Here is a 25,657-nt window from a genome sequence, read left to right as displayed (position 1 = left end):
AATATTTAATTAGATATTGATTGGGCGGTTTGTTTTAGATTTAAGTATCATTCCGATTTTATCCATTAATGAAATGGAAAGATGAAATTTTGTTTAGGCTGGCTTTTTTAAAGTTATAAAAGTGATTTCTGGTCGCATACCCAGCCTTCCAGGAAATCCCAGCCAGCCCAGTCCCCTAGTAACGTATAAGAATTGTTTTTTACAGTTATACAATCCGGCCCAACGTTTGTATTTATATTTAATGGGACTCCATTTTTTTCCCATAAAGTTTATACCTGCTTGCATTCCGTGGGTATGACCCGAAAGTGTAAGAGCGATATTAGTATGATTTGCAACTTCTGCATCCCAATGGGAAGGATCGTGGGATAGTAAGATTTTAAATGGAATATCCTTTACTTCTTTCAATGCTTTAAATAGATCGCCATCTTGTCTAAAAGGTGGAAGCCCCCAGTTTTCAACGCCTACAATTGCAATGCTTTGGTTGTTTTCTATAAGCAGTTCTGCTTCATTAAGAAGTAATGTGAAACCAATCTGTTGGTAAAAGTTTTTTATTTTTTCAAAATTTTCTCTTTTGGCTACTGGGGAATCCCATTTGCTATAATCGCCATAATCATGATTTCCCAGAACTGCATATTTCCCCTTTTTGGCTGATAAATTTTTTAATACAGCATCCCATCCATTCAATTCCCATGCAAAGTTATTTACTAGATCGCCTGTAAATAAAATAAGGTCGGCATCAAGTTTATTAATTTTGGCAACCGCTCTTTCCAAAATACGATATCGATAACCGAAGCTTCCGAGGTGAAGGTCGGATATATGTACAATCTTTAAATCTTCAAAAGAATCGGGTAAATTTTCGTGTTTAATGATAACACGATGGATCTTAAAGTTATAGACTGCCTTAGAAATTGCATATAGAATAATAAAAAAGGGAAGAAAACCAGCGATTAAACCCACTATAGGAACAATAAAGAAGGAATCTGTTTCAGAAAAAACATAATTTGTAAAATACAATATACTGATAACGACGGTAAATATTAATTTAGGTATAATAGAAGAAATCGTCAATCCATACAAAGAGGATATCAAGGACTGCCTTTGGGTTATTGGTACAGTTTCCATTCGGATTTTCAGGATTAAAATAACGGATACCAGGCCAATAGTAAAAGACCAAAACAAGATATCAATGATTGTTTTTACTGCTGAAGAAACAAAAAGTTGTGTGATTGATTGCAACCAATAAAAGGCAAGTACGTCAACCAAAACAATAGCGATACAGAGTAAAAAAACCGCAAAAAGTGAATAGGATCGCATTATTGCTTTTTATTACTGGTGTTATCACTTTTTTCAAGCCTCCGTTTATCTCTTAATGCCCAATACAAACCTTTTACTCCTGCCACCCATTTATCGTATAGGAAAATAAGTGTTATTTCTTCGGCGGTTTCTATTAAACCAAGCACTACCATAAAATAGAACAACCAGTAAACAGGGCCAAAAAATAAAAGCCACAATATAAAGACAGCCTGTGTTATTGCTGATAGCTTTGCCAAGTATGTATGAAAAGCCGTCGCTTTTCCATATTTCTTATAAGCAATGAACATTTGTATTCCATAAGGAACAAATACAATTAGCAGTAACGTTAGATTTTGTTGAATAAAATCAGGCTCAAAGAAAAACAATCCAATGATTCCAATTATGAGTGTAACTTGGTCACCAAATGAATCCAATTGAGAACCCCTAGCGCTGGTTATTTTTAATTTTCTCGCTAAATAGCCATCAATTGCATCGGTTAAATAGCTGACTAGAAGAAACCAAGTAAAAAGTATGCGAAAATCGAGAAATATCAATAAGAAAAGAAAAGGCGCGACTGCCACCCGATAAAACGAAAACCAGTCGGCAATATTAAAATTCTTGAAGGTCAGCATAATTTATTTAAACAATTGAAAATCTTTAAAATAGGGTTAAATCAAAAACATTGATAGTAGCGATTCAATAATCTAGCAATTGATAACCTGCATTTAGCAAATAAAATCCGACCAAGAAAAGCAATACGTATATAACTTGTATCAGTTTAACATTTATATATTCAATCCATTTAGCTGTTTGATTTGGTAGAATAAATAACAGCAAGCCCATAACTAGAGCTATCCAGCCGATTAGGGTAATGATAATTGTCCAGTTTGAATCCCATATATTATGGAATATGACATTTAGCAACCCTATTATAATTGATATAAATGCTACCAAAACTGAAAATTTTCGATCTTTAAGATCATCAAAAATCTGCTTTATACGGGTTGGATTATAGCTTAAAATAAAAAAGAAAATAAGAAGGTACCAGCCCCAAAACTTAGCTAAGACAATAGATGTTTCCATAGTTTCTAGAATATTGGATAATTCAAATTTACATTATACCCCTTAAATTAAATATGATTTATATCATTACTGAAAGGGCTATTTTAAGTGAAACTAAAAAAATATTGACATACTCTTTTTTGATTTTTCAGCTCTTTATTTTTTAAGTTCGGTCGCTTGTTTTTAAAGGTTGAAAAACTATCGCTACCAATTGTTCATTAATTTTAATGACAAAGGTTTCAATACAATATCCACAACATGTATACTGGAACAACTTAAAAGGGGATTGGATATAAAACTTTATCATTCCGGTTGATTTAAAATGGTGTTAGTCTTTAATATTCTATTGATCCGCTCAATTATCTCATCGGAATAATCACTGGCATCTTCAATAAGTGATTCTCCAGAGAGCGCATCGATTCCGCCAATTTTATTGGTACCTTTCCCTGAAGTTGCCATGACAATTAATTTACTTTTATATTTTAGATTTTTGGCAATAAAAACCATGACCGATGGAGGTGGATTTCCGTATTCCCAGGTATGTAGTATCACAATGGCTTTGTAATCATTGATATTTTTAGTGTTGAGTTCTTTAACATCAATGATATTAAGGAAGGTAGAATCCAATTTAAAGTGGTTAACAATGTTGGTTACAATAGCCCTTTTAAAATCACTTCCTTGGGTAGCAATCAAAATCTTGGTGTCGAGATCTGCCAAATTTACTTGCTTTGGAGCCGTATCTTCCATTGAATAAGTCGCTTTGTACCAAAAGCCAAGAGCAAACAATACCAGCATTAGGGAAATTATGGCAAGAGATATTCTTTTAAGTTTTTTCATAATGCTCTATTTTGGTTATTTAAATGTATAAACCGGGTAAACAAAAATGTTGTTGATAGGAATAATGTTATCCCTAAAATTTTCCTCCACAATTTGGTTTACAATATTGCCTTACAGGCAAATTATGCAATTGAATTCTATATACACCCCATGCACATTTTCAAAATTGATTGTAAATATTTATGTCAATGATTTAAAAACAAGTTGTCTAAAAAATCAAAAAAAAAACAAAGGTCACTTAGAGAGTTTAAGATTTCATTAATTTTGTGGAAGGGATTACCATAAAAGGCACATTGGTATGATATACCATTTCTTTAATGACTTGTTTAAAAAATAGGTTTTCAAAAAAGGAATGTTTATTATTAATCATCACTAAGAAATTGGCTTTGTATTTTATCTGAAATTGCGCCACGGCCTCGGTTATATCCTCATATTCAGCTGTATGAAAAAGGTGGGCGTTATCTTTAAAAAAAACTTCAAATTGGTCTTTTACTTTTTCTTGGGAGGAGTCTAGAGGTACGCCGAAGTATATATTTAAGATATTTAGTCGGGATATATGTTTTGTACAAATAGATTTAAGAAGTTTCAGATATTTATTTTCCATAGAAAACTTAAAGTCTGTTGGGAATAAAATCTCCTTTGGTTTTTCATATTTCATATTCGCAGGAACTGCGATTACAGCACATTTCACCTTTTTAATTGTATACATGGTATTTGTGCCCAGGAAAACTTCTTGTGCCCCTGTTGCTCCTTTAGTGCCCATTACTATTAAATCAATATTGCGTTCTTTGACCACCGCTTTAATTTCGCTGACCAGCAAGTTAAAAGAGGCTAATGTTTGAAAAGCGTGTTTGGGGTTATTAAATTTCTTTTTTAGCTGTTTTTCAATTTCCAATAGTCCGGTTTCGGAATTTTGTCTGTTAATTTCCTCAATCATCATGGTTGAATAGCTATCTGCCAATGTTGCAACATTATATGCCATCGGTGTAAATGTATTGAGCAAATGGAATGTACAATCTTCATCTTTAAAAAGCTGTATTGCGTATTCTATGGCATTTAAAGCGTTTAAGGAAAAATCTGTGGGAAGTAAAATATTTTTCATTTTTGAAGAATTTTAATTAATACCATTCTTTTAAAAGATCTAATAAAGGCTACATCTTTTGCCCTATTTTTCTATAGTGGTGCAAGGCATAATATTTTCAAAGTAGAACCCCTATAGCTTGGAACACATACAAATTGTTCATTTCACATTTTTATAATACGGCTTTTACCACTACTATCATTTTAAGTAACTAAGTTAAACTTCAAACTTTATCAATACAATGACATTTGTCATTTAATAATTTTTAGCTAAACTGATAAATATCATTTTAAAATGCTAAAACAACAGTTAATTTTATGAATATCATTGGTAATAAGGAAGTTAAATAGATTTATTATGAAACTTGCAATATTAATTACGCTGCTGCTAACAAGTTTATCCTTTCTTTCAACCGCACAGGTACTTACAGAGGTTGATGAAATAGCCCCTTTTCAAGAAGGGCTAGCAGGAGTTAAAAAAGGTAATTCTTGGGGATTTGTTAATGATACTGGAACACTTACTATAGCTTACAGAAAAGATATAGTTGTTTCACCTAATGGAGCCCCTGTTTTTAGTGAGGGATACTGTTTAGTTCAAGAAGTGAGAGACGGCATTACCTTCTATGGTTATATTAACACTAAGGGGGAAAAAGTGATTCCTGCAGATTATCTTGCTGCTACCCCTTTTGAAAACGGTTATGCCAGAGTTATTAAATACTATAAAGAAGATACAGGCACCACCAATGTACTGGGAAAGCATATTGTAAACTATAGCTACAATGAATTGGTAATAGACACGAAGAATGCAACAATACAACTCCTAAGGGGACCTAACAATTTACTGTTCGACGAGCTAAAATTAAAGCAAAATCCACCAATCATTCGCTCCACCTTTATCAATGATAATCTTATTGCTGTGCGTGAAAAGGACAATACTTATACGGTTTATAAATTAAGCAAATAAAGCGAAAGATATATAGTTATTTGATTAATGTTATTTTCTAATTAACTAACTATTTGTGATTTAGATTTATAAAATATTGTTTAACTTAAAATCATAAAATTATGTCACTAGTAAAATTTAACAGAAAACCGTGGGGAAATTTAGTTACATCAGATTTTTTTGATGATGACAATTTCTTTGACAAGCGTTTATGGAACAAAAAACAGTATGAACCAGCATTGAACATTAAGGAAACCAATGATACCTTTGAAGTTGAATTGGCGGCACCTGGGTTTACCAAGAAAGATTTTGATGTAACCATCGACAATGGCTGCCTAAATATTTCTGCAGAAAGCTCAAAGTCTAAGGAAGATAAAGACGACAACTATACTCGTAAGGAGTTTAGCTACAATTCTTTCAATAAAAAATTACAACTTCCAGGTTCAGTTAAGGATGAAGATATAAAAGCCCATTATAAGGATGGTGTTTTAAGTTTTAACCTTATCAAAAAAGCAGAGGCTAAGCAAAAGAAACCAAGAAAGGTGGCGATTTCTTAAGGAGAAGAAATCAAAAAAAGGAAGGAGATTGAATCTTCTTCCTTTTTTGTTTAAAGGTTCACTTATTATTGACAAATAGTTTCATATTCCCTCATTGGAATCTGAATTTTTGCACATCAATAAAAGCTCTATACATTTGATCAAAATTTCTAATTAAATTCAGACACTTTTTTAAGTCCTAAGGTTAAGCACAAAAAGCATTCAAAATAGTCTTTCTTTTCTCAACAATTAGGGTTGTTTAAGCTACATATATTTAGAAAGAAATTTAAAGAAATCTTTCTTAAGGCTTGCATAGATATGTCTTTGGGTTTCCATGCGATTTCTAAACTCACTATGGTTTTTAACTAGCGCCTGATTAAGTGCATTTTCGCCTTCGGCATCAAGCTCACTCATATTAGTTTCGTGGACATTGATATCGTGTTGCAATGTGTCTATAACCTCTCCTTGGCGAATAAATGAATTTTGAAAATGCTCTAATTGTGCCAACATATCCTTATCAGTCCAGCGGTCGACTAATTCTTCTAAGCGCTTAGTAAAAGATTTTAATTCATCTTCCCAAAAGGCAAGTTCACTTCTCCATTGATTGTGTTCAAAATGTAAATCTGCGTTGAAAATAAGTTGTTTTGCCATGATCTTAAGTTATTATAAATCAAAACTATTATAAATATTACTCTTTTAAAATGACGTAGGTCATACCTATTATTATTTATACGTTAATTTCCAATCAGTTAAAAGCCAACTATATATTAGAGAAAATAATAACAAAACTTGCAATTGTAGAATATTGAAGCTAAAATGATCTACGTCATAACTTCAAATTATACCCTTTAATATATTTACTGTCTAAATAGCAAATAATATATGAAAATAGGATTGGTACTTTCGGGTGGAGGAGCCAGAGGAGCTGCGCATATTGGTGCTATTAGAGCAATAGAAGAACACGGCATCATTGTTACCCATATTTCTGGCACAAGTTCAGGAGCTATTGTGGGGGCATTGTATGCTAATGATGTACCATGGATGGAAATATTGAATTTTTTTAAAACCATTCCTATTTTTCGCACCAATAGATACGCATACAATAAACCGGGATTTATCAATAGTGAAAATTTTTATGGGGACCTTAAAAAATACTTTCCTGATGATGATTTCGCAGCTTTAAAAAAACCGCTATATATTACCGCTACAGACATAATAAAAGGAACTTTAAAAATTTTCAATAAGGGGCAATTAATCAAACCTATAATTGCATCTGCTTCTTTTCCTGGCGTTTTTACTCCTACGCAAATTAATGGTTCCTATTACGTTGATGGAGGAACGCTTAACAATTTTCCCGTTGAACCATTAGTAGCTAACTGTGATAAAGTAATCGGTGTTTATGTAAATCCATTGAAAAAAATAACCGCCAAGGATTTAAAGCATTCTTATACCGTTGTAGAAAGAGCTTATAAAATTAAAGTAGCTGCAGAGTCATTAAACAAGTTTTCTGCTTGCGATCTAGTTATTTATCCTGAAGAACTTATTAAATATGGAACCTTTGATATGAATAATATAGATGCTATTTATCAGTTAGGATATTCAACTACAAAAAAACTATTGGAAGATCGTAGATTAGTAGATTTTAAATAATCAGCACTTTTATTTAGAATCCTTCTTGATTTAAAAGCATCTCATAAAAACTCATGTTTTAGTTTTAAGAGTCGTCATATTTAAATATATTACTGTCTCAAAAAAACATTTCAGAAATACTCCCAAAATCATTTAAAAATGAGTAATTACCACATTAAAAATTTAGAAGAATATTTTCAAGTTTATAGAAAATCTGTTCGCGACCCCGAAAGTTTTTGGGAAGAAATTGCAGAAGAAAATTTTATGTGGCGCAAACGCTGGGACAAAGTGCTGGATTATGACCTTTCAAAACCCGAAGTCTCTTGGTATAAAGGCGCAAAACTAAACATCACCGAAAACTGTATTGATCGTCATTTATACACCCGTGGCGACAAAACCGCCATCATTTTTGAACCCAACGATCCTTCTGAAGCTGCGGAGCATATAACCTATAGACAGCTCCACGACCGCGTTTGTAGGTTTGCAAACGTTTTACTGGATCACGGAGTGAAAAAGGGCGATCGGGTTTGTATTTATCTACCAATGATTCCCGATTTGGCGGTTTCCTTGTTGGCGTGCGCACGTATTGGCGCCATACATTCTGTCGTGTTTGCTGGATTTTCTTCCACAGCGCTTCATACGCGGATTAATGATTCTGATTGTAAAATGGTAATTACAAGTGATGGTTCTTATCGAGGTGGGAAAACGATAGATTTAAAAGGTATTGTGGACGAAGCCTTGGAATCCTGCCCAGGTGTGAAAACCGTTTTGGTGGCCAAACGCATCAACAGTGAAATACCAATGAAAGCAAACCGCGATAAGTGGTTGCAACCTTTGCTTGATGCCGCAAACAATAAATGTGTTCCTGAAATTATGGATGCCGAAGATCCATTATTTATTCTTTACACTTCTGGCTCCACTGGAAAACCCAAGGGGATGGTTCACACCACAGCGGGTTATATGGTTTATACGGCATATTCTTTTAAGAACGTGTTCCAATACCGCGAAAACGATGTATTTTGGTGTACGGCAGATATTGGCTGGATTACAGGCCATAGCTACATAGTTTACGGTCCGTTGGCAAATGGCGCAACAACTGTTATGTTTGAGGGGGTTCCCTCCTACCCAGATTTTGGACGTTTTTGGCAAGTAATTGAAAAACACAAAGTAAACCAGTTTTATACCGCACCAACTGCTATTCGTGCCTTGGCAAAAGAGCGTTTAGATTTTTCAGAAAAATATGACCTTTCCTCACTTAAAATTTTGGGCAGCGTCGGCGAACCCATAAATGAGGAGGCTTGGCACTGGTACAATGACAATATTGGCAAGAAAAACTGTCCCATTGTAGATACGTGGTGGCAGACCGAAACGGGTGGCATTATGATTTCGCCTATACCCTATTCCACACCTACCATTCCTACTTATGCCACCTTGCCGCTGCCGGGAATACAACCTGCGCTAATGGATGAAAATGGCGATGAGCTGAAAGGAAACTTAGTTAGTGGCCGTTTATGCATTAAATTCCCCTGGCCAGGAATGGCGCGGACTATATGGGGTAACCACGAACGTTACCGCGAAACCTATTTTTCAACTTTTAAAAATTACTATTTCTCAGGTGATGGCGCTCTTCGCGATAGCACGGGATATTACCGCATTACGGGTCGTGTGGATGATGTGATTATAGTTTCTGGCCACAATTTGGGTACCGCACCTATTGAAGATGCCATCAACGAACATCCAGCTGTGGCGGAAAGCGCCATAGTGGGCTTCCCGCACGATGTGAAAGGGAATGCGCTCTACGGTTTTGTAATCCTGAAAGAAACTGGCGAAGGCCGCGTACACGACAACCTGCGTAAGGAGATTAACCAGATAATCACGGAGCATATAGGCCCAATAGCCAAATTAGATAAAATTCAGTTTGTAACGGGCCTTCCCAAAACCCGAAGTGGAAAAATTATGCGCCGTATTCTTAGAAAGATTGCGGAGAAAGACACCAATAATCTAGGGGATATTTCTACGTTGCTAAACCCGGAATGTGTTCAGGAGATTATGGATGAGGCTTTATAAACTGAAACAAATATTTTTTTGAAAGAACAGTCTTTAGCAGTTCTAACGGGTATATAAATAGTAATAAAATAGCGCATATAAACGTGTTGGCAGTAATTTTTTTAAAAAAAATCTTATCGTTAAAATTTCTAATTGCAACAAATGATTGAAAAGAAAGTAGTTAGTATCATCAAAAAATTTACTTCTTCAATACTGGCGAATTCATTAAATCAAGGTGAGGCTGAAAAAAGACTAAATGAAATTCATACACACTTTCAACAAATCACTAAGATTACTGGGTTTGACTTTGAAATTGAGCATCTAGCTGCTATTCCTACTGCAAAAGGCAAAGCACTGGGGTTGAATCATGCGGCACAGTGCTTAATAGACTATAAAAGAACTGTAAAATTTTTAAAAGCTATTGTTGCAGCGATCAGAGCAGAGCAAAAGGCAAAGCCTGGAGTAGTAATAAATGTGTTTTATGCAGGATGTGGTCCTTATGCTCCATTTATAACTTTAGTGGCCCCCCACTTTAAAGAGGGAGAGGTGCAATTTTCATTATTAGAAATTAATAAAAAATCACTTGATTCTGCTAAAAAATTAATCAATTCACTAGGCCTTAGCAACTATATTCAAGAGTATTATTTGGCAGATGCGGTGACTTTTAAAGTTCCAAAACCTGAGGTATTCCATATCCTCATTAGTGAAACATTGGATGCTTTATTGTATCGAGAGTGCTATGTTCCTATTTTATTCAATTTGCTTACACAATTCAATAAAAACATCATATTAATTCCTGAAAATGTATTGATAAATCTATCGTTGATATCTTGCTCTAAAGAAAATCAAGATTATAAGGAATATGAAGTTGGAGCTATTTTAAACGTACGTGAATCTTTGACAACTTTTGCTGGTGTTCGGCTTGCCCCTTCACATTTACCAGATAAAGAAATTGACCTGAATGCGCTAAACCTGAGTAGTTATGAAAAGATTTTACTGGACACCAAGGTTCATATCTATAATGATATATGGCTAGATAGAAATGAATCTCAATTAACGGTTCCTCTCGAAATTATATTGGAACAGCCTTTTCTTTATAAAAGCATTATTTTCACTTATTGCCTAGAGCCTGAAATAGAATTGAAATGTAAATTTCAGTAAAAAAATTAGTTGAATATAAAATACCAACTAGATAAGAAGTCACCCAATCACCAAAGCTTCTCTTTCCAGAAATTTAAGCTGAAAATTCTGAGCATCCAGAAGTTTTAGAAAAACCATTGTAGAGATTCATTATATTATAGCATCTCTCCTCTAGGCTGAAACACAATTTTTCTAGAGTCTTACCTACACAACAACCAGGAGCGTTTTTCCAACAGTGTGTCCGGCCCTGCGGGAATGCTTTTCTATGGTTTAGGAAGAAAATAAATCACTGAATGCTACGCTGGTAATGATAATGGATGTGATATGGAAATAGTGCGGTTTATGTTATATTTGAAGTTAAACGAAAAAATATATAATGGGAATAAACACTATATAGTGTTTATTCCCATTTTGGCAGCAAGCAAAAAAAACACAGAAATTGAAAATAAATTTAGACTTCAAAGAAAAATTAAAATATTACAAAGTCACTTTGATATTTATATTTATTGGAGTTTGGTGTCTGACTTCAGAAATCGAAAATTTTAATTTTGAAATAAGTGAAATCGGTACTTTAGGAAAGATTGGTGTTACATTTATAACTATTGGAATGTTGAACTTAATTTACCTTCATAGAAATCTTTATTATTTAAAATCTCAATTTAAGATAGAAAAAGATGAATTTAAAAATAGATTACTTAAGACTGCCGAGGAAAATGAATGGGGAATAAACGAAATCAATTCTAACTATTATATTTTAAAAACAAATCGTTACGATAAATTTGAAAGAAATGATATTTTGAAAAAAAATTATTGCGAAAGAATTTATATAAAAATCGATAATCCATTAATTTATTTTAAAAGCGTCAATGATTTTGATTCAGATATAGCAATTAGAATTTCAAATGGAGAAAATAAATTAAACGAGAAGTTAATTAGAAATATACTAATGCCAGCTGCCAACAACGGCTCCTATGAAAAGCACTAATCCATCCATACCTTCGTAAATCTTCCTTCTTCGAAATGCGTTAAAAATTATTCGATTTACATTAATTAAAATTTTAATCATTTAATACCTTTAGATAACTGAAAGTTAGTTATTTACGAACCTCTAAATTTCCTCATTATGGTTTGGACAATCCTCCTTCTATTTCTTACAGTGGTAGTCGCCGTCCTTGGCTTTTTAGGTTTAGGATTTGGCCCGATTGAACCTGCCAAAACTGCTTTTTATGTTTTGGGCGTTTTTTTAGTGATCTCCTTTTTTATGGAAGGACGCAAAAAACGCAAAAGATATTATGAGTAAAATTTACCTTGAAACTCGCAACGGAACCGCTCAAATTTTAATTGGGCGGTTTTTTTTTAAAACAATTAGTATAACCAATTATTAAGCAATATCTTAGAGGAGCCAACGTATATGAGTTAAACAATAGCACCATATGTGTTAAAGCATTTGGTTTCATAATAGTACTTTGGCGCGACAAAACAACCTCTTCATGAATTCAATACAGGTCAACTCGCTCCCACTTAAGGACGTAATCAGGGATATTTCTAAGGTTTTTGATATCCCTTTTTCAGAGAATTGTGGCGAGTATTTACTAAAACTACCTCCCTCAGTTGGTGAAGGAACCATTCGGGGTATCAACTTTGAAGGCGGTCTGGGACTCGTTCAGTATGATTGTCTTTTCAATGAAGATATGGAAATACATTTTGTGGTGAACAACATACACCCCTTGAAATTTCTTTATACAGTAGAAGGAATTTTACGCCATCGTTTTGAAGATGAGGATGACCTTCACACCATTGAACAATACCAAAACGCCATCGTGGCCAGTAGCAAGCACAACGGCCATGTATTGCTATTTAAAGCGAAACAAAGAATAAAAGTGAACAGTCTGGAAATTGAAAGAGAAAGGTTTCAAGCTAAAATGGAGTGCGACATTAAAAGTCTTGACAATGAATTGGAACAACTTTTTAAAGATATTAAGGCCCGTGGTACTTTTTATTACAGTGGAAACTACAGCCTAGGAATCTCAGATATATTAAACGGAATGCTTGAGTTTACCGCGGAAAATTTTACGCGGAAACTATTTTTGGAAGGCATGGCTTACCAGATTTTAACACATCAGATTCTGCAATATCAAGATGATAAGAAAGACGAAGGCAGCCGTACACTCTTGCGTTCTTCGGAACTGAAACAGATAAACCATATTTCCGACCTTATTGAAAGCAATATTTCAGATGTGCCCACAGTGGAAAATTTGGCAAGAGAAGCTGGACTGAACGTAAACAAGCTGCAAGAAGGTTTTAAAAAATTATACGGTACAACAGTAAATAATTACGTGCAAAAAGCAAGACTGGATGCTGCTTATAACCTATTGACCAAAACAGATCTCAGTATTTCGGAAATTGTGAGTGCCATTGGCCTTTCCAGTAAAAGTTATTTCTCCAAAATTTTTAAGGAAAAACATGCAATCTCTCCTTCTGAATTTCGGAAGAAACAGCGAGACAAATAAAAACCCCAGTAAAATAAATTTTAACTGAGGTTTTTTCTTCTTCATAGCAATTCTTGCTTGGCTAAGATATCAAAAGCTGTGGGCTTATCTTAACTCAAAAAAACAAATCTTTAACCCAAAATATACTTTTTTAAAGATATTACCAGGATTTAGAAAAATAAAAACCCTCCCGTGTAGCGAGCTACAGAAGGGTTTTAAAGTTGAAAATCATTAGATATTTAACTGTTTTGCCAGTCTTTTATTTCCTGTTCCAATGTAGCCTTGGGTTTTCCAGTCTTTTTTTCCAATTTTGTTAGAATTTCTGAAAAGGAATTGCCTTTATATTCAGATTCGCTCACGTCCATATTATATTTTTTACGAAAATCTGAGGATATTTTTTTCCATTTCATCTCTAAATAATTTTCTTGATTTTTAGGGTTATCAGCATTCTCTTTAGAATCTTTAACATAGCTCGCTTCATTACCGGAATTATATTTTTCTTTTTGTGCACCTTTACCTACACTGTGTTTCGCTGTATCCTTTTTATTTTCCATATTAAAACAAATTGTTTTATATTATTACAAATTATCATTAATTATCCTGCTGGATTAACACATAATATTAAAATCTCCCCTCAAAACCCATAATTTTCAATATATTTGGCAATCCGCTTTTTTTATTATATCCCCACAATAAGAAACCCCTTTCTCATTGTGTTGATTAAGGGGTTTCGTTGTGCCTAAAAACTAGGCACTCATTCTTTAAACTTACCACTATTCTTCTTCCTCTTCAGGATGACGTTGGTTTTGGGGTTTGTTTTGAGGAGTCTTCTGTTGTTGTTTTTGTTGTTGATTTTGAGTGCTCCTTTGTTGATTTTGATTTTGTGTGTTCATAACAATTTTTAATTAAATTAATAATTCATTTCTCTTTTCACAATTAAAATTACAACTCGCTCCTAACTTATATTGATAACAAAATCTTAAAGTTTATTGGACCACTTTATTTTTAACTATCCGTTATCTTAAAATCGGATTATATTGGCATTCCATTAATATAAACCATATAAACACAACAAATTTAATAACCAAACCCTTCCTTTATAACTCGGCCGCGTTTCGTATCTTTGCGCTTTTAAATTTTGAACCATGTATACCAACTCTTTACAAGCCATTTCACCCATTGATGGCAGATACGCCACAAAAACCGCAAGTTTGATCCCGTTTTTTTCTGAAGAAGCGCTCATCCGTTACCGCGTGCAGGTGGAAATTGAATATTTTATTGCCTTGGTAGAACTGGACCTGCCACAATTAAAGGATTTTGACAGAAACCTTTTCCAAAAATTGCGTGACCTTTACTTAGACTTTTCGGTACAGGACGCCATAAAAGTAAAAGAGACCGAAAAGGTTACCAACCACGATGTAAAAGCGGTTGAATATTTCATCAAAGAAAAATTTGACGGTTTAAACCTGCAAAAATTTAAAGAATTTATTCATTTTGGATTGACTTCCCAAGATATAAACAACACGGCTATTCCACTTTCATTGAAAGATGCCATCAATCAAGTTTATGTTCCACTTTTATTGGAAGTAAAAAATAAACTGAAAGCACTTTCAGAAGAGTGGGCAGAGATTTCCATGCTTGCCCGAACTCACGGTCAGCCAGCTTCTCCAACCCGTTTGGGAAAAGAAATTGAAGTATTTGTAGTCAGAATTGAAGAACAATTCGATTTGATGAACGACATAAAAAGCGCTGCAAAATTTGGTGGCGCAACCGGGAACTTTAATGCCCATAAAGTAGCCTATCCAAACATCGATTGGCGCGCTTTCGGGAAAAACTTTGTGCAGGAAACTTTAGGATTGCACCACTCCTTCCCTACTACACAGATTGAGCATTACGACCACATGGCTGCGCTTTTCGATTGCCTGAAAAGGATCAATAATATTTTTATTGATTTGGATAGAGATATTTGGACGTATGTATCCATGGATTATTTCAAACAAAAAATTAAAGCTGGCGAAATTGGCTCCAGCGCCATGCCGCATAAAGTAAACCCTATTGATTTTGAAAATAGTGAAGGAAACTTAGGTATTGCGAATGCACTTTTTGAGCATTTTTCAGGAAAACTTCCTATCAGCAGGTTGCAACGAGACCTTACGGACAGTACCGTTTTACGAAACATTGGTGTTCCCATCGGGCATACACTCATTGCTTTCTATTCCACTTTAAAAGGTTTGAACAAATTGTTATTGAACAAAGCGAAATTTGCGGAAGATCTTGAAAATAATTGGGCAGTGGTAGCCGAAGCCATTCAAACCATTCTGCGCCGTGAAGGATACCCAAACCCTTATGAAGCATTGAAAGGGCTCACACGTACCAACGAACACATAAACCAAACTTCCATCGCAAATTTTATAGAAACTTTGGAAATTCCCGAAAGTGTAAAGCAGGAAATGCGAAACATTACACCTGGAAATTATACTGGAATTTAAACTCCATAAAAAAAGGCTTCAACCCTAATTAGGGAGAAGCCTTTTCAAACTATTAATCTACTAAATTTAATCCTTAAATATTTCTCCGAATCCCTCCAGTTTAGAGACATCCAAATCGCCGCGTTCGGCAGATTTCATCAATTTTAGCATTTGATCTGGGCGCATATTTTCGCCCAATAGCCTAAAAACCGCAAAGCCGCGTTTGTCATCGCTTGCAAAAACAATTACCTCATCAATGGCATCCTCTTCACCTGTATATTTTAAAGTGGCGTCCCAATCATTACTTTTTATCCGGGTCAATTCTTTGTATTGCTCTTGATCCAAGATAGATTTCAATTCTTGTCTTTCCTTTTCATAATCAGTCGTATCACCATCAACGATAGGATAGGCTACTACATTTACTTTTTTTATGGTGTTCAGGATATCCTTCTCTTCCTGCGTAAAGTTGCTGTTTCTTCCTTGAAGTAAGCTAGCGGCAACGTCCATTTTCACAAACTTATCATCATCCTGCTTTTCCACTAAATACTTCTGCAAAGATTTATCGCTGCAGGAAACCAAAGCCATTGCGCCTAATATAAAGGCCATAAAATATTTTAGGAGTACCATAGTTATTGCTTTTTCTTTTTGTCAATATTTTTCAATTGCTCGCTGCCCGGAACTTTTAAATCTTCTGTCAGTTTTGAAATCTGTTTCAAATCTATATTTCCCGTAATGCTCATAATTATAGTGGTCGGTTTTCCGTCCACCATTCCGTCAAGGTGCATCAACAGCTCACTAACGAAATTTTCGTTTTTACCTTCTTTACTGTAAAATTTAATGTTTTTACCATCTTCTTTAACGCGCATCAATTCACCCAAATTCTTCGAGGTAGAAATATAATTTGCAACAGCATCGTCCATTTTTTTTGCCACACCAGGATTGTCTGTTGTAAAAATTTTGATGTTGTCTAGATCATTAACCATTTTAAGATATGCTTGGGCTTCGGGATCGGTAGAATTTAAATCCATTTTGCTCAAAAGTTTGAACATGTTTTTGGTAACCACTACAGAGGTTACATCTTTTTCATTTTCAAAGGAATCAAAAGCATTCTGTGCCCAAGAAACCATCGGCGCTATTGCCATTGCTAGTATTATTGCTATTTTTTTCATCGTTTATAATTTAATGTTTGTTGTTTTAATTGTTTTATTATTTAATCCTTATTCAAATATTTTTTCCTTCGTTATCGTAAATTGTTCTACAAACGTGAGCTGTTCAGCGCCTCTGTTTAAATTTTCTGAAAGTAGCATCATTGCGTTTTTGCTCTTTTCAAAAGCTGCTAGCGCTTCCTTTTCCTCTTGTGAATAGTGCGGTTGTGAAAAGTAAAAGCTTCCCACCCCAAATGCCACTACCAAAATTGCCGCTGCTGAATACCACCAAGTTTTGATAGTTTTAGGTTTGCTTTCCGGCAGCGTGAATGCTTTGCTTGAGCGTTCCTCTTTTGCGACTTTCAATCCTGCGAAAATTGGTTGGTATTGAACCAAATCGTCCGCAACCTTTTCGCTGTTGAAATAGTCCTGCAACCTTTTTTCTTCTTCAAGGCTTGTTGTGCCTTCAAAATAGGCATCCAGTATTTTTTTTACGTTAACCGATTCCATAATTGTATTTTTTAATCATTGCGTCTCTAACTGTTTTTCGTGCACGGGAAAGTGTCACTCGTATTGCTGTTTCATTACTATCCAGCATTTTTGCGATTTCTGAAAACTCAAATTGTTCCACATCTCGCAATTGAAGCACTATTTTCTGTTGCTCTGGCAAAGTTTCCATTATTTTGAAAACAATTTCCACACCATCGTTAGCTTCAATCTTTTTTTCAATATTTTCTGAAGTTTGATAGTTGCTATGAACAATCTTCAAATTAGAAGCCTGTTTCGATTTCAACCGGTCCAAACAATAATTTTTGGTCATTGTGATAGCAAATGCTTCTGGATTTTTATAGTTTTCAATGTTTTCCTTTCCGCTCCACAATTTCAAAAACACTTCTTGCACGGCATCTTCAGCTTCATCTTTGGATACCAAAATTCTTTTGGACAAACGGTACAACCTATCCTTAAAGGGCATTACTAAAGCAATAAATTCGGTTTTGTCCATCTTTGGTGGTTGTTGTTTTTCCGGCTTCTATTTAAATGACGAACGGGGTCAATTTTTGTTACAATACTTTTTAAAAGAAATTAAGAACCAAGGTACTGGAGGGTTTTATTATTAATTTGTGAATCAATCCTGTTTCTCTTAAGGACTGTTTCTTAATTACTTTTAGTTTTGTTTCTATTCCAAAATAATTCATTTTAAATCGTCTAAAATAATTTCGACTAAAAAACATATTTTTACCATTGCAATATAATCCCTAATTTACCTGTTTTAATTCCAAACATTAACAAACCTTACTATGAAAAGAAAATTTTTCATTCCCCTATTGGCTCTTTCTATGCTTTTTGTTTCTTGTTTTGAAGATATGGACGACAACATTCAACCAGCTTCAACACTTGATATTCAAAATTTTATATACCGAGGATTAAACTATTATTATCTATACAAAGCTGATACACCAGAACTAGCGAATGATGCTTTTGCTAGCCAAGGCGAACTCGATAGTTTTTTGAATAATTACGACACTCCCGAAACTTTGTTCGATTATTTATTATCACCACAGGATCGTTTCAGCAGTCTTTTTAGTGATTTTAGAATAATTGAAGACGCCTTGAGCGGAATCAGCCTAAGCAACGGCATGGAGTTTGGCCTAGTGTATTATCCCGATAACAGCGGCAATGTTTTTGGCTATGTGCGTTACGTATTGCCAAACACAGATGCCGAAGCACGAGGTTTAAAACGCGGTGATTTGTTTACCACTATTGATGGGCAACAAATAACTAGCCAAAACTATATAGACTTACAGACTCCAAACAGTTATACCATTGGCCTCGCTACCTATGATGGAACAAACTTTACCTCCACTGGACAAACAGCATTGCTGAACAAAACCCAATATAACGAAAACCCTGTATATAAAGTAGAAACCTTAGATGTGAATGGCGAAAAAATAGGCTACTTAATGTACAACGGGTTTATTAAGGATTATGACACACAGCTTAATAATGCATTTGCACAATTTAAAGCTGAAGGGGTTACCAATCTTGTTTTGGATCTTCGTTATAACGGTGGCGGAGCAGTGGAAACAGCAACCGATTTGGCTAGTATGATAACAGGCCAGTTTAACGGGCAGGTTTTTTACAAAGAATTTTGGAACGCTGATCGCCAAGCAGGAAACGCATCGGACGGGCTTTTTGACAGTTCTATTAGCAATGGTTCGGCTATAAACAGTCTCAATCTGAGCAATGTTTATATTTTAACTACACAAAGAACAGCTTCTGCCAGCGAGTTGGTTATAAACGGGCTCAACCCTTATATAAATACTGTACAAGTTGGTGATACAACTACTGGAAAATTTCAAGCTTCATTTTTACTTTATGATGCGCCAGCTCCATTATTTAGCAGACAGGAAGCAAGCGCATCTCATTACTACGCAATGTTGCCCTTGGTGTTCAAAACTTCCAACGTTGCAGGAAACACAGATTATGGCGATGGTTTATTTCCGCAGATTGCTTTGAAGGAAAATTATTTCGATTTAGGCCAATTGGGTAATGAAAACGAACCTCTTCTTGCCGCGGCCCTTTTTGAAATTGCTGGAAGACCTTTCAACGGAAAAAAGGATTTCAAAGTATTGAAAGAGCTTTCAGATAGTAAGGCAAATTCTCCAATTGATGGAAAAATGATTGGGAATTAGTGATTTAGTTCTGAGTAGTTAGTAGTTAGTAGTTAGAAATAAAAAATCCATTAAGCTTTCTAGCTTAATGGATTTTTTAATATTCTGAAGTTTATTCATTAAAATAAATTCCGCCTGGAACGATACCAGTTTGATAATCCTGAATTTGCTGGTTGGTAGATAAATCATAGATTACCAAAGAACCTTTACTCGCAAAATCTTTTGCATCGGCAGCATACAATTTTCCATCTTTTGCTTGAAGGGTATAAAAATTACCAGAAATAATATCAGTTCCAGGTAATGAAATGGAAGCTGTATTCACTTTATAAACTTTTCCGTCAAGGTTATAAAATAGATTCGTTCCATCCATTGTCAAACTAGATGGGTGTTGTGTGGTTCCTAAAGAATATGTCTGTGTAACCTGCCCAATTGAAAGATCAATTTTCACTAAAGACCCAGCTGTTTCAGTACCAGTATAGCTTGGATTTCCACCGCAAAGCACATACAGTGTGCTTCCAGAAACTACCATGGAGTTGGGAACATCGCCCACAGTTATTGTATTTTCAACAGAGGTTCCCGAAATCACGGATATCAAATTGTTCTGCCCGTAAGCTCCTTGATGGGCTACATAGATTTTATTGTTATAGGTAACCATTCTCTCGGGTCCAAAAGCTACAGGAATAGTTGATGAAACCGTATTGGTCCGTAAGTCCACAACAGCTAAATAATCATCTGCATTGTCATTCGGATCACCCCAATTGCTCACATACCCTTTGTTGCCTCCAATAGATACAAAATAACGCGGATTGTTTAAGTCAGTTTTTATGGAATCTACACTTTGAAAAGTATAACGGTTGGCAATTACAATTTTTTGTGAATTGCTTACCACAATGTATGCGTTGTCATCGTTAAAGCCCATGGACTGTACTATATTACCCAGTTCCGTTCCATTCACATTTCTGTATATGTTTTGCGCCACCGTACTATAATCTTCAGAAATGTATGTGATGTTACCACTTCCATTATTAAATGGGCCTTCGTTGGTAATAAAAATACCTTTCGCAAAAGCTGCAGGAATATATTCTGATTGAACGTTATCATCATCACTATTACAAGCCGCAAATAGCAAAGCCGTAAAGGCCATAAAAATTATTTTCTTCATAGTTTTCATTTTAGTTATATATTAAAATTTAAGAATATTTGAATGCTTCGGGATGGCATTGGTCTGTATGCAACGTTTTCATAATACACATTAAAAACATTTTTAAGCCGCCCACCAAAAGTTATATTTGGGTTAAATGGCAATGTGTATTGCGCTCCAAGATTGAAGATGGTGTAACTAGCTACACTTTCACTATTGTCCGTGGCTGTGTATGCTTCACCATTGAATAATCCTTGAATATAAAACGAAAAGTGTTTGAAATTATACTCAATTGTACTAGAAGTTTTATGAAAAGGGACATAAATAAGTTGCTTCTCCTTTTCCAAATCTTCCGCTTTGGTATATGAATAGTTTGCGTTAAAATCCAATGATTGTTTATTGTTGAGCTTTAAAAAATATCCAAGTACAGCCTCAATGCCATAATTTCTGGTTTTGCTGATATTTACGGGTTGCCAAAGTCCACCGTTTCCGGGAATCCACTTTATTAAATCTTCAGAAGAAATATAATAGGCAGCAACATCAACTTTCAGTTTTCCAACTGAAACTTCCTGCCCAAGTTCTACTTGATATGAAGTTTCCGGTTTCAAATCAATATTTCCACCAGCGTACCAATACAAATCGTTGAATGTTGGTACCCGATAATTTTTTGATCCATTTATACGGAGTGCATAGTTTTTTGAAACGCTATATTTCGCATCCGCAGAAAAAAGGAACGGATTGTCAAAATCATTTAAAAATTCCTGCCGAAAATTAATTCCATAATTAAATTTTTCAGAAAGCTTGTAGTTCATTAATAACACGGCTGCCAATGTTTTCCTGGAATTATCTCCAACATTATCACCTTCGGCTTTAACATAGGTATATTCAAGTTTTCCATTTATCCGTATTTTTTTTTGGAGTAAAACCTCGGACTGAAACGCCCCAATAAAAGTATTTGCTTTCCCACCAGTATTAAATGGGTTTTCACTTTCCGGAAAATAATTGTATTGTTCAAAAAGGTGGGCAACACTCCCTTTAGTATTGAAAACGCCGACTTTCTGCTGTAATTGCCAAAGGTTTCGGGTGGTAATATCTTTATAAGCGTCTTTCCCTTTAGTGTTTAAACTGCCAGAAAAATTACGGTCGTTATAGGTGTACTCCGAATTCCAAGTAGCAACGCCACGTTTCAGTTTTCGGGCTTCGTTCACTTTTGCCGCAAAGCGTACAAATTGTCCATGATTATTCCTTTGTTCTTTTCCAACATAGTCATAATCATTTTCAGAACTTATAAAATCCACACCTATATTCAAATAATGATCGCCCCAAGTTTGGGTTGTGCTGGCATTTCCGCCTACGGTCGAAAAACTTCCGTAACGCAATCCAACCTCAGTAGTATCAATTTTTTTGAAGGAATATGTATTGTTCAAGTGGATACTTCCGCCCACGGCTCCGCTTCCGTATTGTACGCCTCCTCCTCCACTTCTGATGGAAATTTCGTTATAGTTTAACGGTGAAATTGTATTGAAGTCCGTTTGTCCCGTAAACACCGAATTGATGTTTATTCCGTTCCAAACCACAGCTGTTTGCGCGGCATTTGTGCCACGGAAAGATGGCGATGAAACCATTCCGAAACCGTTTTCCTTAAAATATATTGAAGTATTATAACGAAGCGTTTCGGTCAACGAAGTAGCGTTTCTTTTAACCAATGAATCGCTCAGTTTTTCAAGTTTAAAACCTTTTGAAAAATGGACGAGTTTGGAATCTGTCAGCATCACTTCTGGCAAGTGCTGAATGCTGTCCAATTGCGCATACGCAGAAGCCGTGCACAGAAAAAAAATAAAAACAATATGGAGCCAATTTTGTTTCATAATTCAACCTTTATCCCGAAAGTTTGATGATTTTATGTTACAATTTTGGCAGGTCTCCTGGCTTGTCTTTTGTGCCACCTTCCCATCCCGATAGCCATCAGGACAGTGGTTTTGAAGAATGCACGCCCGAAAATATTTCGGGACGACTTACAGTTGCGGGAACAGCTTCGGTTTTTAACCGAATTCCCTTTTAAGAGCAATTTCCATTATGGAAATTTGCTCACCAAAATTCATTGCAAAAATAGGGTATAAATACTAGTTCGCCCAAACAAAACCATTATTTTTGAGGATGCAAAAAATTGTTTTACTAATCATTTTTCTCTGTGTTTTTGCCTCCTGTAAAAACGATAATCCTAATACTAAAACCGAAGAAATCGCCAATATTGAAAAGCAATCTTCGGAAATTAAATATGCAAAAGGATTTGAAATCAACACTTTTGAAGGATATAAAACCATCACTCTGAAAAACCCATGGCCTGGAACCAGCAAAACATTTAAATATGCTTTGGTTGAAAAAAATGGTTCGCTTCCAAATCCTGAAATTTATGATGCCGTTGTTGAGGTTCCTGTAAAACGAATGGTTGTTACTTCAACTACACATATTCCTTCTTTGGAAATGTTGGATGAAAACAAAACGTTAGTAGGTTTTCCAAACCTAAATTATATTTCTTCCGAAAAAATGCGCAAAATAATTTCAGAAGGAAAAATAACTGAACTGGGCAGAAACGAAGACATAAACACTGAAATATTAATCGATTTAAAACCTGATGCGGTGATTGGTTTTGCTGTTGACGGAAATAATTCAACCTTCGCAACTATTGAAAAAACAGGGATTCCTGTGCTTTACAATTCAGACTGGACGGAAACCTCACCCTTGGGGAAAGCCGAATGGATAAAATTTTTCGGTGTTCTTTTCGATAAAGAAAAAGAAGCCGATAGCATTTTCAAAACTATTGAAACAGAATATCTTTCAGCAAAAAAACTTGCTTCCACAGCTCCAGGAATACCTACCGTTATTAGCGGTGCAATGTATAAAGACGTTTGGTTCATGCCCCAGGGCGAAAGTTGGGGCGCACAGTTTATAGCCGATGCCAACGGTGATTATTTGTGGAAAGATTCAAGAGGCACAGGAGGTCTATCGCTAAATTTGGAATCGGTCATGGAAAAAGGGCACGATGCCGAAGTTTGGATTGGGCCTGGACAATTTACGAGTTTGGAAGAAATGAAAAACACAAACCAAGCTTACACTCAATTTAAAGCATTTAAAACTGGAAATATTTATACATATAGTTTGAAGAAAGGCGAAACTGGAGGCGTAATTTATTTTGAACTGGCACCAAACAGGCCAGACTTGGTTTTAAAAGACCTCATAAAAATACTTCACCCAGAATTGTTTCCAAAACACGAACTTTACTTTTTTGATAAATTGCAATAATGCAAACTGCACAAACATATCGTCTTCATTTTACAGTACTTTTTTTGGTGCTGGTTGCCGTATTTTTGGTGAATTTGAGCGTTGGTTCGGTTTCCATTCCCCTAAATGAAATTTTTTCAGCTTTTATAGGAAAAGGCGCATCCAAAGAAACGTGGCAATACATTTTGATGGATTATCGCCTGCCAAAAGCAATTACCGCAATGCTAGCCGGCGGTGGGTTGGCAATTTCAGGCTTGCTGATGCAAACTCTGTTTAGAAATCCTCTGGCCGGCCCTTTCGTTCTTGGGTTGAGCAGTGGCGCCAGTTTGGGCGTGGCCATCTTAATTTTGGGCGCAAGCGCTTTTGGAGGGTTTTTTGGAACTATACTTTTGAGCCAATGGAGTTTGGTAATCGCTTCGGCATTGGGAAGTTTTTTAGTCTTACTGGCAGTTTTAGCGGTAACTTTTAAAATAAAGGACACGATGGCAATCTTGATAATTGGATTGATGTTCGGTAGTGTAACCACCGCCGTGGTTTCGGTCTTGTCTTATTTCAGCAATGCGGAACAACTGCAACAATACATTTTCTGGTCCTTCGGTAGTCTTGGGAACCAGTCGTGGCAAGGCGTTTTGATCTTGGGCATCTGCTTTGTTATAGGTTTAGTTTTGAGTGTTTTCAGCAGTAAGTCGTTAAACGCATTACTTTTGGGGGAAAACTATGCAAAAAGTATGGGGCTTCACATAAAAAGAGCCACTTTTATAATTATTCTGGCAACCAGTATTCTTGCAGGAAGCATTACAGCTTTTGTGGGGCCAATTGCCTTTGTAGGCTTGGCTGTGCCACATTTGGTTCGCCAATTTTACAAAACCTCAAACCATTTGGTTTTATTGCCCGCCGTGCTGCTTTGCGGCAGTTTGCTGATGCTAATTTGTGATACTGTGGCGCAATTGCCTTTCAGCGAATTTACTTTGCCTATTAATGCAATTACTTCATTGATTGGTGCTCCTGTTGTAATTTGGTTGTTGGTTAGAAAACGAAAACTCTTCTTTTAATGGCTCCTGAAGAAAAAAATATCATTTTACAAACGCAGAACCTTGCAGTTGGTTATGCGAATAAAAAGGGCAATTCAGTAGTTGCGCAAGAAATCAATTTTTCTATTGAAAAAGGTGAATTGGTGGGACTCGTTGGCGCAAACGGAATTGGGAAATCCACACTTTTACGAACTTTGACGGGAATGCAAACTGCCTTAAATGGTGAAGTATTTTTGAATGGGAAAAATTTAAAAGAATATTCTTCCTTTCAACTCGCAACACAGTTGAGCGTGGTTTTAACCGAAGCGCCCTCTTCTAAAAACCTGTCTGTTTTGGAAATGATTTCCTTGGGAAGACAACCGTACACCAATTGGATTGGTTCCCTTACTGAAGAAGATAAAAAAGCTGTAAATCTCGCATTGGAGGCTACCGAAACCACTGCCCTCGCCCAACGAAAATGCTTTGAACTCAGCGATGGTCAGATGCAGCGGGTTGCAATTGCACGCGCTTTGGCACAGGACACGCCGATTATAATATTGGACGAACCTACAACCCATTTAGATATATATCATCGTGCTTATGTGTTGAAACTGCTTAAAAAACTGGCTTCAGAAACACAAAAAACCATTTTCTTTTCAACACATGAAATAGATTTGGCAATCCAACTTACAGACAAATTGCTGGTGATGGCAAAGGACGAAACTTATTTTGGTGAACCCTGCAAACTGATAGAAGCAGGAAGGTTCGATACGCTTTTCCCGAAAGAAACCATCGATTTTGATGGAAAAATCGGACGGTTTGTGATAAAAAATTAATTAGTTATTTCGTTACTGGCTTAATGGATTCCGTATAACTTATTATCT

26 protein-coding genes and 1 riboswitch are annotated in these 25,657 nt (G+C 35.5%); of the genes, 13 read left to right on the top strand and 13 right to left on the bottom strand.

The features are described from left to right. Positions 1-93 precede the first annotated feature (93 nt). From ESU54_RS06755 to ESU54_RS06735, 5 genes are all read right to left on the bottom strand, one after another. Entirely contained in the window at positions 94-1,314 is a 1,221-nt protein-coding gene (locus ESU54_RS06755) for a metallophosphoesterase (RefSeq protein ID WP_111845340.1), read from the bottom strand. Continuing rightward, on the bottom strand, positions 1,314-1,925 hold the full coding sequence (locus ESU54_RS06750) for a CDP-alcohol phosphatidyltransferase family protein (protein WP_111845341.1): 612 nt from the start codon (positions 1,923-1,925) through the stop codon (positions 1,314-1,316). The genes ESU54_RS06755 and ESU54_RS06750 overlap by 1 nt, the downstream gene beginning before the upstream one ends. Positions 1,926-1,989: 64 nt before the next feature. Beyond that, entirely contained in the window at positions 1,990-2,376 is a 387-nt protein-coding gene (locus ESU54_RS06745) for a hypothetical protein (RefSeq protein ID WP_111845342.1), read from the bottom strand. A 282-nt stretch (positions 2,377-2,658) separates the two neighbouring features. Continuing rightward, complete coding sequence (locus tag ESU54_RS06740; RefSeq protein WP_111845343.1) at positions 2,659-3,192, bottom strand: hypothetical protein; 534 nt, start codon at positions 3,190-3,192, stop codon at positions 2,659-2,661. Between the two features lie 247 nt (positions 3,193-3,439). Continuing rightward, positions 3,440-4,294, bottom strand: a complete 855-nt coding sequence (locus ESU54_RS06735) for a universal stress protein (protein ID WP_111845344.1) — start codon at positions 4,292-4,294, stop codon at positions 3,440-3,442. Between the two features lie 336 nt (positions 4,295-4,630). On the opposite strand from ESU54_RS06735, the gene ESU54_RS06730 reads away from it, so the two are divergent. Further along, the gene (locus tag ESU54_RS06730; protein ID WP_111845345.1) at positions 4,631-5,236 is read left to right on the top strand and encodes a WG repeat-containing protein; all 606 of its coding nucleotides are present in this window, start codon (positions 4,631-4,633) and stop codon (positions 5,234-5,236) included. 101 nt (positions 5,237-5,337) lie between these two features. Then, entirely contained in the window at positions 5,338-5,772 is a 435-nt protein-coding gene (locus ESU54_RS06725; protein ID WP_111845346.1) for an Hsp20/alpha crystallin family protein, read from the top strand. A gap of 243 nt (positions 5,773-6,015) precedes the next feature. Here ESU54_RS06725 and ESU54_RS06720 read toward each other — a convergent pair whose 3' ends face one another. Further along, the gene (locus tag ESU54_RS06720) at positions 6,016-6,402 is read right to left on the bottom strand and encodes a hypothetical protein (RefSeq protein ID WP_111845347.1); all 387 of its coding nucleotides are present in this window, start codon (positions 6,400-6,402) and stop codon (positions 6,016-6,018) included. A gap of 231 nt (positions 6,403-6,633) precedes the next feature. Between ESU54_RS06720 and ESU54_RS06715 the strand changes: the two genes are divergently transcribed. From ESU54_RS06715 to ESU54_RS06690, 6 genes are all read left to right on the top strand, one after another. After that, entirely contained in the window at positions 6,634-7,401 is a 768-nt protein-coding gene (locus ESU54_RS06715; RefSeq protein WP_111845348.1) for a patatin-like phospholipase family protein, read from the top strand. Positions 7,402-7,485: 84 nt separating this feature from the next. Next, complete coding sequence (gene acs, locus ESU54_RS06710; protein ID WP_262510810.1) at positions 7,486-9,447, top strand: acetate--CoA ligase; 1,962 nt, start codon at positions 7,486-7,488, stop codon at positions 9,445-9,447. Between the two features lie 141 nt (positions 9,448-9,588). Beyond that, complete coding sequence (locus ESU54_RS06705) at positions 9,589-10,587, top strand: SAM-dependent methyltransferase (protein ID WP_111845352.1); 999 nt, start codon at positions 9,589-9,591, stop codon at positions 10,585-10,587. A 418-nt stretch (positions 10,588-11,005) separates the two neighbouring features. Further along, a complete protein-coding gene (locus tag ESU54_RS06700) occupies positions 11,006-11,551 on the top strand; it encodes a hypothetical protein (protein ID WP_146848089.1) in 546 nt (181 codons plus the stop codon). A 138-nt stretch (positions 11,552-11,689) separates the two neighbouring features. Further along, the gene (locus ESU54_RS06695; RefSeq protein ID WP_200830121.1) at positions 11,690-11,866 is read left to right on the top strand and encodes a DUF1328 domain-containing protein; all 177 of its coding nucleotides are present in this window, start codon (positions 11,690-11,692) and stop codon (positions 11,864-11,866) included. Positions 11,867-12,056: 190 nt separating this feature from the next. Then, on the top strand, positions 12,057-13,076 hold the full coding sequence (locus ESU54_RS06690; protein ID WP_111845909.1) for a helix-turn-helix domain-containing protein: 1,020 nt from the start codon (positions 12,057-12,059) through the stop codon (positions 13,074-13,076). A 218-nt stretch (positions 13,077-13,294) separates the two neighbouring features. Here ESU54_RS06690 and ESU54_RS06685 read toward each other — a convergent pair whose 3' ends face one another. Beyond that, the gene (locus tag ESU54_RS06685) at positions 13,295-13,609 is read right to left on the bottom strand and encodes a hypothetical protein (protein WP_111845910.1); all 315 of its coding nucleotides are present in this window, start codon (positions 13,607-13,609) and stop codon (positions 13,295-13,297) included. 591 nt (positions 13,610-14,200) lie between these two features. Between ESU54_RS06685 and purB the strand changes: the two genes are divergently transcribed. Then, entirely contained in the window at positions 14,201-15,544 is a 1,344-nt protein-coding gene (gene purB / locus ESU54_RS06680) for an adenylosuccinate lyase (protein WP_111845911.1), read from the top strand. A gap of 66 nt (positions 15,545-15,610) precedes the next feature. Here the strand turns inward: purB and ESU54_RS06675 are convergent, their stop codons facing one another. From ESU54_RS06675 to ESU54_RS06660, 4 genes are read right to left on the bottom strand one after another with little or no spacing between them, the layout of a single operon-like run. Continuing rightward, positions 15,611-16,150, bottom strand: coding sequence for a DUF4252 domain-containing protein (locus tag ESU54_RS06675; RefSeq protein ID WP_111845912.1), 540 nt, complete (start codon positions 16,148-16,150; stop codon positions 15,611-15,613). A gap of 2 nt (positions 16,151-16,152) precedes the next feature. Next, complete coding sequence (locus tag ESU54_RS06670; protein WP_111845913.1) at positions 16,153-16,692, bottom strand: DUF4252 domain-containing protein; 540 nt, start codon at positions 16,690-16,692, stop codon at positions 16,153-16,155. 48 nt (positions 16,693-16,740) lie between these two features. Continuing rightward, positions 16,741-17,178, bottom strand: a complete 438-nt coding sequence (locus ESU54_RS06665) for a hypothetical protein (protein ID WP_111845914.1) — start codon at positions 17,176-17,178, stop codon at positions 16,741-16,743. After that, positions 17,165-17,671 (bottom strand): RNA polymerase sigma factor, encoded by a 507-nt coding sequence (locus ESU54_RS06660; RefSeq protein WP_111845915.1) that lies wholly within the window; start codon positions 17,669-17,671, stop codon positions 17,165-17,167. The genes ESU54_RS06665 and ESU54_RS06660 overlap by 14 nt, the downstream gene beginning before the upstream one ends. 295 nt (positions 17,672-17,966) lie before the next feature. On the opposite strand from ESU54_RS06660, the gene ESU54_RS06655 reads away from it, so the two are divergent. Then, positions 17,967-19,361: a S41 family peptidase gene (locus tag ESU54_RS06655; RefSeq protein ID WP_111845916.1), complete on the top strand. Its 1,395-nt coding sequence runs from the start codon at positions 17,967-17,969 to the stop codon at positions 19,359-19,361. A 91-nt stretch (positions 19,362-19,452) separates the two neighbouring features. Here the strand turns inward: ESU54_RS06655 and ESU54_RS06650 are convergent, their stop codons facing one another. Further along, on the bottom strand, positions 19,453-20,502 hold the full coding sequence (locus ESU54_RS06650; protein ID WP_146744051.1) for a DUF5074 domain-containing protein: 1,050 nt from the start codon (positions 20,500-20,502) through the stop codon (positions 19,453-19,455). A 14-nt stretch (positions 20,503-20,516) separates the two neighbouring features. Beyond that, positions 20,517-22,349, bottom strand: a complete 1,833-nt coding sequence (locus tag ESU54_RS06645; RefSeq protein WP_111845918.1) for a TonB-dependent receptor — start codon at positions 22,347-22,349, stop codon at positions 20,517-20,519. Between the two features lie 30 nt (positions 22,350-22,379). Next, positions 22,380-22,592: riboswitch (cobalamin riboswitch) on the bottom strand. Positions 22,593-22,638: 46 nt separating this feature from the next. Between ESU54_RS06645 and ESU54_RS06640 the strand changes: the two genes are divergently transcribed. The 3 genes from ESU54_RS06640 to ESU54_RS06630 are packed head-to-tail and all read left to right on the top strand — an operon-like array spanning position 22,639 to position 25,609. Beyond that, complete coding sequence (locus ESU54_RS06640) at positions 22,639-23,784, top strand: ABC transporter substrate-binding protein (RefSeq protein WP_111845919.1); 1,146 nt, start codon at positions 22,639-22,641, stop codon at positions 23,782-23,784. After that, positions 23,784-24,815 (top strand): FecCD family ABC transporter permease, encoded by a 1,032-nt coding sequence (locus ESU54_RS06635; protein WP_111845920.1) that lies wholly within the window; start codon positions 23,784-23,786, stop codon positions 24,813-24,815. Before ESU54_RS06640 ends, ESU54_RS06635 begins: the two co-directional genes overlap by 1 nt. Beyond that, positions 24,815-25,609 carry an ABC transporter ATP-binding protein gene (locus tag ESU54_RS06630; protein ID WP_111845921.1) on the top strand — a complete coding sequence of 265 codons (795 nt, stop codon included), beginning with the start codon at positions 24,815-24,817 and terminating at the stop codon, positions 25,607-25,609. Before ESU54_RS06635 ends, ESU54_RS06630 begins: the two co-directional genes overlap by 1 nt. Positions 25,610-25,657 lie beyond the last annotated feature (48 nt).

It is taken from the genome of Aequorivita antarctica (assembly GCF_007997155.1).
GTDB lineage: Bacteria > Bacteroidota > Bacteroidia > Flavobacteriales > Flavobacteriaceae > Aequorivita > Aequorivita antarctica.
Note: the sequence above shows the minus strand (reverse complement) of the source record. Positions and strands in the feature narration are given on the sequence as shown.